Origin of the sequence: Saccharopolyspora sp. 7B (genome assembly GCF_020177435.1) — a bacterium.
GTDB classification, from domain to species: domain Bacteria; phylum Actinomycetota; class Actinomycetes; order Mycobacteriales; family Pseudonocardiaceae; genus Saccharopolyspora_C; species Saccharopolyspora_C gregorii.
Genome location: NZ_JAIUKC010000026.1, coordinates 27654 through 34510, shown reverse-complemented (window position 1 = coordinate 34510; position 6857 = coordinate 27654). Strand labels below are relative to the sequence as shown.

7 protein-coding genes are annotated in these 6857 nt (G+C 72.7%); all 7 read right to left on the bottom strand.

From position 1 onward, the window contains the following. On the bottom strand, nt 1–617 hold a 617-nt coding region (locus LCD33_RS05535; protein WP_224977581.1), incomplete at its 3' end, for a type VII secretion system-associated protein. 451 nt (nt 618–1068) lie between these two features. Continuing rightward, on the bottom strand, nt 1069–1824 hold the full coding sequence (locus LCD33_RS05530) for a sirohydrochlorin chelatase (protein ID WP_224977580.1): 756 nt from the start codon (nt 1822–1824) through the stop codon (nt 1069–1071). Nucleotides 1825–1829: 5 nt separating this feature from the next. Beyond that, nucleotides 1830–3176: a sulfate adenylyltransferase subunit 1 gene (locus LCD33_RS05525; protein ID WP_224966322.1), complete on the bottom strand. Its 1347-nt coding sequence runs from the start codon at nt 3174–3176 to the stop codon at nt 1830–1832. Continuing rightward, nucleotides 3176–4126: a sulfate adenylyltransferase subunit CysD gene (gene cysD / locus LCD33_RS05520; protein WP_224962668.1), complete on the bottom strand. Its 951-nt coding sequence runs from the start codon at nt 4124–4126 to the stop codon at nt 3176–3178. The genes LCD33_RS05525 and cysD overlap by 1 nt, the downstream gene beginning before the upstream one ends. Before the next feature lie 46 nt (nt 4127–4172). Then, on the bottom strand, nt 4173–4913 hold the full coding sequence (locus LCD33_RS05515; protein ID WP_224962666.1) for a phosphoadenylyl-sulfate reductase: 741 nt from the start codon (nt 4911–4913) through the stop codon (nt 4173–4175). 15 nt (nt 4914–4928) lie between these two features. Next, the gene (locus tag LCD33_RS05510) at nt 4929–5102 is read right to left on the bottom strand and encodes a hypothetical protein (RefSeq protein ID WP_224962664.1); all 174 of its coding nucleotides are present in this window, start codon (nt 5100–5102) and stop codon (nt 4929–4931) included. Next, on the bottom strand, nt 5099–6811 hold the full coding sequence (locus LCD33_RS05505; protein ID WP_224977579.1) for a nitrite/sulfite reductase: 1713 nt from the start codon (nt 6809–6811) through the stop codon (nt 5099–5101). The genes LCD33_RS05510 and LCD33_RS05505 overlap by 4 nt, the downstream gene beginning before the upstream one ends. Nucleotides 6812–6857: the final 46 nt, after the last annotated feature.

The following is a 6857-nucleotide window of genomic DNA, read 5'->3' as shown; positions in this document are numbered from 1 at the left end:
GGCGCGGACGGGGCGGCGAAGGACGCGGGCGGTGCGGGGGTGCTGGGCCCGCCGGCGGCCTTGATCAGGTCCTCGCCTGGGATGCGCGCCTTGACCTGGCTGGTCGGGTTGATCTGCAGGTCCATGCCGGTGGGGCCGCGCTCGACGAGCTGCCTGCCGGTCATCCGCTGCCAGCTGGTCCAGTTCGCGGGCAGGTAGCCCTCGGAGGTGAACAGCTGCAGCTGCCGCCTGCCGGACTCGTGGTCCATCGTGAACAGCCCGCTGCCCTGCGGCTGCGCGAACAGGATCAGCTCGGCGTCCAGCAGCGCGGCGAACAGGGTGGGCGCCTGCGCGTAGCCGGTGGTGGTCAGCTGCAGGGCGCGTTCGACGTCGTTGGTCGGCGCGGGCAGCCGCAGCGCGACGGGGGAGGGGCGGTAGTTCGGGTTGGACGAGAAGTCCTCGGTGAGCTCACCGCGCTCGTCGACCCGGTAGCCGCCGATGAAGCCCCAGGGGGGGACTTCGGAGCTGGGGTCGCTGAAGATCGGATCCACCACGTACAGCCAGGTGTTCGGCTGCTTGGCGGCCTGTTCGCGCATGGCCGGCGTGATCACCGGCCGGCTCGGCTGCTGGGTGTTCATCTCCCGCACACGCCCCCGACTTGTCGTTGCACCTTGATCCTTGCCGCCGAGGTTCACTGGCTCACCCGAAAGTGTGGTTTCGCGCCGCGATTCCGCTCGGCTGCGCTGCGACGCGCCGCCGTCGCGTAGTTGATCCGCACTCTCTCATGGCCACTTGGGGTGAAGTTTAGTGTTCCGCCAAAACACCCTGAGTCAGCGATCCCGCTCTCCGCCGGAGGTGGGAGGAACGGGGAGGCAGCGGACGAAACGGGCCGCCCGGCGACGGCCGGAGGTCGGGGTTTCCCGCCGCCGCCGGGCCTGTGGTGCGCCCGTGCTCGCCGGCCGCACGGGCCGCATCCTGCCCGCGCACAGGCGCGCGGGGCCGGACTCGGCGGAATTCCGCACGAACGCGCGGGACGGCTGCGCCACTCGGCGGTGCGCGCTGCGCCGAACGCGGCGCGGGCAGCGGGGTTCAGGCCGCGCCGGAACCGAGCTCGGTGCGGTCGAGCACTTCGCGGTAGCGGGTCAGCACGAGCTCGGCGACGGTTCCCGCCGCCGCCATCGGTGCGCCGATCAGCGCGTCCGGGGCGTGCGCGCGGGCCGCGTCCACGACCCGGTCGGTCAGCAGCCCTGGCGCCAGGAACCAGAACCCGACGGCGATCCGCCGGGCACCGCGCTCCCGGAGTCGCGCGATCGCCGCCGGGACGTCCGGCTCGGCGGCGGTGGCGAACGCGGCGACCGCGCCCGCCCACGAATGCCGCGCCTGCCACCGCTCGGCGACCTGGGCGACGAGCCGGTTCGCCGGGGCGTGTGCCGAACCGACCCCGGCCAGCACCACGCCGAGCTCCGGATCGCCGCCGTCGACGCCGACCTCCCGCAGCCGGTCCAGCGCGGCCGACTCCAGCAGCGGGTCCGGTCCGAGCACGTCCGCCGTGCGCAGGCTCAGCCCGGGCAACCGCGCGCCCGCCTCGGCCAGCACCGCGGGCAGGTCCACCTTCGCGTGGAACGCGCTGCCCAGCAGCAGCGGCACCACCACCGCCTCGCGGTGCCCGTCGGCGCGCACCGCCGCGAGCACGTCGCCCACCCGCGGCGCGGACAGGTCCAGGAACGCCGCCCGCACGTCCAGGTCCGGGCGCTCGGCGCGCACCACGTCCAGCAAGGCGTGGACGGTGCGCGCCGAACGCGGGTCCCGGCTGCCGTGCGCGACGGCCACCAGCGCCGGTGCCAACCGGATCAGCTCGCGACCGCCGCCGCCAGCGGAGCCAGCGGCAACCCGATCAGCCCGGCGGCCAGCGTGGTGCCGTCCGCCGGATCGATCACCAGGAAGGAACCGGTGCGCCGCGACGCCGCGTACTCGTCGATCGGCAGCGGCTCCGCGGTGCGCAGCTGGACCCGGCCGATCTCGTTGAGCGCCAGCGAATCCGGGGCGTCCACCGCGACCAGCTCCTGCTCGTCGAAGCGCGCCGACAGCTCGGTCACCATCGCCTGCACGGTGCGGGTGCCGTGCTTGACCAGCACCCGGGCACCCGGCTGCAACGGCTTCTCCGCCAGCCAGCACACGGTGGCGTCGAGCTCGTCGGTGACCCGCGGCGCCGAGTCCGCGGCGGCGATCAGATCGCCCCGGGACAGGTCCACGTCGTCCTCCAGCAGCAGCGTCACCGAACGCCCCGCCGCCGCCCGCGGCGCCGGACCGTCCGGGGTGTCCACCTGGGACACCCGGGTGCGGATGCCCGCGGGCAGCACCACGACCTCGTCGCCCTGCGCCACCACGCCGGCCGCGACCTGGCCCGCGTAGCCGCGGTAGTCCGGGTGCTCCGCCGTGCGCGGCCGGATCACGTACTGCACCGGCATCCGGAACGGCGCGTCGAACGGGTCCGGGGCCACCGGCACCGTCTCCAGGTGCTCCAGCAGGGACGGGCCCGAGTACCAGGGCGTGTTCGCCGAGCGCTCCACCACGTTGTCGCCGTGCAGCGCCGACACCGGGATGGTGCGCACCGCGTCGTCGGCGTAGCCCAGCGCGCGGGCGTGCCCGGCGAACTCGGCGGCGATCCGCTCGTGCACCGCGGCGTCGAAGTCCACCATGTCGATCTTGTTGATGGCCAGCACCAGCCGCGGCACGCCGAGCAGCGCCAGCACCGCCGCGTGCCTGCGGGTCTGCTCGATGACGCCCTTGCGCGCGTCCACCAGCAGGATCGCCAGCTGCGCCGTCGACGCGCCGGTCACCGTGTTGCGGGTGTACTGCACGTGTCCCGGGGTGTCGGCCAGCACGAAGCTCCGCTGCGGCGTGGCGAAGTACCGGTAGGCCACGTCGATCGTGATGCCCTGCTCGCGCTCCGCGCGCAACCCGTCCACCAGCAGCGACAGGTCCGGGGTCTGCAGCCCGCGGTCCGCGCTGGCCCGGTGCACCGCGTCCAGCTGGTCCGCCAGCACCGACTTCGTGTCGTGCAGCAGCCTGCCCACCAGCGTCGACTTCCCGTCGTCGACCGAACCGGCCGTGGCCAGCCGCAGCAGGTCCGTGTGCACCGGCAGCACCACCTCGGTGCCGGAATCCGGTGCGGTGCGGGTCGTGGTCTCGGTCATCAGAAGTAGCCCTCCCGCTTGCGGTCCTCCATCGCGGCCTCCGACATCCGGTCGTCGGCCCGCGTCGCGCCGCGCTCGGTGAGCCGGCTCGCGGCGACCTCCGCGATCACGTCGTCCACCGTGTACGCCTCGGACTCCACCGCGCCGGTGCACGAGCCGTCGCCGACCGTGCGGTACCGCACGACCTTCTCCTCGACGGTCTCGCCCTCGCGCGGCCCGCCCCACGGGCCCGAGGTCAGCCACATGCCGTCGCGCAGGTGCACCTGGCGGCGGTGCGCGTAGTAGATCTCCGGCAGGGCGATCTTCTCGCGCTGGATGTAGCGCCAGATGTCGAGCTCCGTCCAGTTCGACAGCGGGAACACCCGCACGTGCTCACCGGGCCGGTGCCTGCCGTTGTAGAGGTTCCACAGCTCCGGGCGCTGCCGCCGCGGGTCCCACTGGCCGAAGGCGTTGCGCAGGCTGAAGATGCGCTCCTTCGCCCGCGCCCGCTCCTCGTCGCGCCTGCCGCCGCCGAAGACCGCGTCGAACTTGTTCTCGGTGATCCCGTCCAGCAGCGGCGTCGTCTGCAGCGGGTTGCGGATGCCGTCCGGGCGCTCGGCGAGCCTGCCGTCGTCGATGTAGTCCTGCACCGAGGACACCACCAGCCGCAGGTCGTGCTCCGCCACGAGCCGGTCCCGGAACTCGATGACCTCGTCGAAGTTGTGCCCGGTGTCCACGTGCAGCAGCGGGAACGGCACCGGCGCCGGCCGGAACGCCTTGATCGCCAGGTGCACCAGCACCGTCGAGTCCTTGCCACCGGAGAACAGGATCACCGGGCGGTCGAACTCCCCGGCCACCTCGCGGAAGATGTGGATGGCCTCGGACTCCAAGGCGTCCAGGTTGTCGACCTGCGGAGGTGCCCCCGTGGACACCGGGTCCTGCGGCAGGTCGAGCTGCGGCTCGGCGGTCATACCCATCCTCTCCGGGTGTGCTTGCTCAGTGGGCGCTGCGCGGTGATCAGCCGTGCAGGCCGCATTCGGTCTTCGACGTGCCCGCCCAGCGGCCGCTGCGCGGATCGGCACCCGGCGCGGGCTTCGCCGTGCACGGCGCGCAGCCGATCGACGGGTAGCCGGCGGGCACCAGCGGGTTCACCAGCACCCCGTGCCGCTCGATGTAGGAGTCCATCTCCTCGTCGCTCCACGGCGCGATCGGGTTGATCTTGACCAGGCCGTTGCGGTCGTCCCAGGTCACGATCGGCGTGCCCGCCCGGGTCGGGGCCTCCACCCGGCGCACGCCGGTCACCCACGCCTCGTAGCGGGCCAGCGTGTTGCGCAGCGGCACCACCTTGCGCAGGAAGCAGCAGCGGCCCGGGTCGCGGTCGTGCAGCTTCGGGCCCTCCGCGGCGTCCTGCTCGGCGACCGACTGCTCCGCCTTCGCGTCGACGATGTTCACGTCGTAGACCTGGGCGACCGCGTCGCGGGTGCCGATCGTCTCGGCGAAGTGGTAGCCGGTCTCCAGGAACAGCACGTCGACTCCCGGCTGCGCCTTCGCCGCCAGGTCCACCAGCACCGCGTCCTGCATGTTCGAGGCGACGATCAGGCCGTCGCCGAAGGTGTCCGCGGCCCAGCGCAGCGCCTCCTCGGCGCTCGCCTCCGCCAGCCGCGGGGCGGCCTCCTCGACCAGCGCGCGCAGCTCCTCGTCGCTGCGGCGCACGCCCAGGCCGGTGGGGAAGTCGGTGGTGGTGGTCTCGGCAGTCATGGGATCTCCGTCTCCTCAGCCGCTCGCCAGTCCGACGAGCCGAACGGTGAACACCCGCAGGCACGCCTCGCACTTCCAGGCGCCCGCGGGTTCGGCCTGCGGAACCAGTTCCTCGTCCCCGCAATACGGGCAGTAGAACGGGACCGCCCGGCCCTCCGGGGCGGCCCCGCCTTCCGGTCCGGACGTCACTTGAGCGCGTCCTCGTCGGCCCGCGCCACCCACTGGGCGAAGCGCTCGCCGTCCGTGCGCTGGCCCAGGTAGTTGCGCACCAGGCGCTCCACGTAGTCACCGAGGTCCGCCGAGGTCACCTTGTGCCCGCGGATCTTGCGGCCGAACCCGGCGTCCAGGCCGAGCCCGCCGCCCAGGTGCACCTGGAAGCCCTCCACCTGGTTGCCCTCGTCGTCGCGCACCATCTGCCCCTTGAGGCCGATGTCCGCGGTCTGCGTGCGGGCGCACGCGTTCGGGCAGCCGTTCAGGTTGATCGTCACCGGGTCCCGGACGTCGCCCTGCACGTCCGCCAGCCGCTGCTCCAGATCACCGATCAGGTCGATGGCGCGCTGCTTGGTCTCGACGATCGCCAGCTTGCAGAACTCGATGCCCGTGCACGCCATCACGTTGCGCCGCCACGGCGTCGGGGCGCTGTGCAGGCCCAGCTCCGCCAGGTCCGACACCAGGCCGTCGACCTGCTGCTGCGGCACGTCCAGCACCAGCAGGTTCTGCTCCACCGTGGTGCGCACCCGGGACGAGCCGACGCGCTCCGCGGCCTTCGCGATCTCCACCAGGGTCGACCCGCTGACCCGGCCCGCCTGCGACTTCACGCCCACGTAGAAGTTGCCGTCGACCTGCGGGTTCACCCCGAGGTGGTCGCGGTGCCCGCCCGGCGTCTCCGGCGCGGGCCCGTCCAGCAGCTTGCGGCCCAGGTACTCGTCCTCGATGACCTGCCGCGTCTTCTCCGCACCCCAGTCGTCCACCAAGAACTTCAACCGGGCCCGGTGCCGCAGCCTGCGGTAGCCGTAGTCGCGGAACAGGGAGGTCACCGCGTGCCAGACCTCGGCGGCCTCCTCGATCGGCACCCACGCGCCCAGCCGCACCGCCAGCTTCGGGTTCGTCGACAGCCCGCCGCCGACCCACAGGTCGAAACCGGGGCCGTGCTCCGGGTGCACCACGCCGACCAGCGAGATGTCGTTGATCTCGGGGACCGTGTCCCAGCGCGGCGACCCGCTGATCGCGGTCTTGAACTTCCGCGGCAGGTTCGACAGCGACTTGTCCCCGATGTAGCGCTCGGTGATCTCCTTGATCGCCGGGGTGGCGTCGATGATCTCGTCCGCGGCGACCCCCGCCACCGGCGAACCCAGCAGCACGCGCGGGCAGTCCCCGCACGCCTCCGTCGTGTAGAGGCCCACCGCCTCCAGCTTCTCCCAGATCGTGGGCACGTCCTCGACCCGGATCCAGTGCAGCTGGATGTTCTGCCGGTCGGTGATGTCCGCGGTGTCCCGGGCGTAGGTCTGCGAGATCTCGCCGATCACCCGCAGCTGCTCCGTGGTCAGCGCCCCGCCGTCCACGCGCACCCGCATCATGAAGTAGGAGGCGTCGAGCTCCTCCGGCTCGATGGTGCCCGTGCGCGCGCCCGGAATGCCCTCGGCGCGCTGCGTGTACAGGCCCCACCAGCGGAACCGGCCGCGCAGGTCGGCCGGATCGATCGACGCGAAACCGCCGTGCTGGTAGATCGTCTCGATGCGGTGGCGGACGTTGAGCGGGTTGTCGTCCTTCTTCGAGCGCTCGTTGGCGTTCAACGGCTCCCGGTAGCCGAGCGCCCACTGCCCCTCACCACGCGTCTTGCCCTTGCGGGCTGGGGTGCGGCGCTCGGTGCGGCTCTGAGCTTCCGTCGGGGGGACCATGGCCCGACCTCCGTGGTGGTGGATGAGGCGCTCGCGACCACACCGC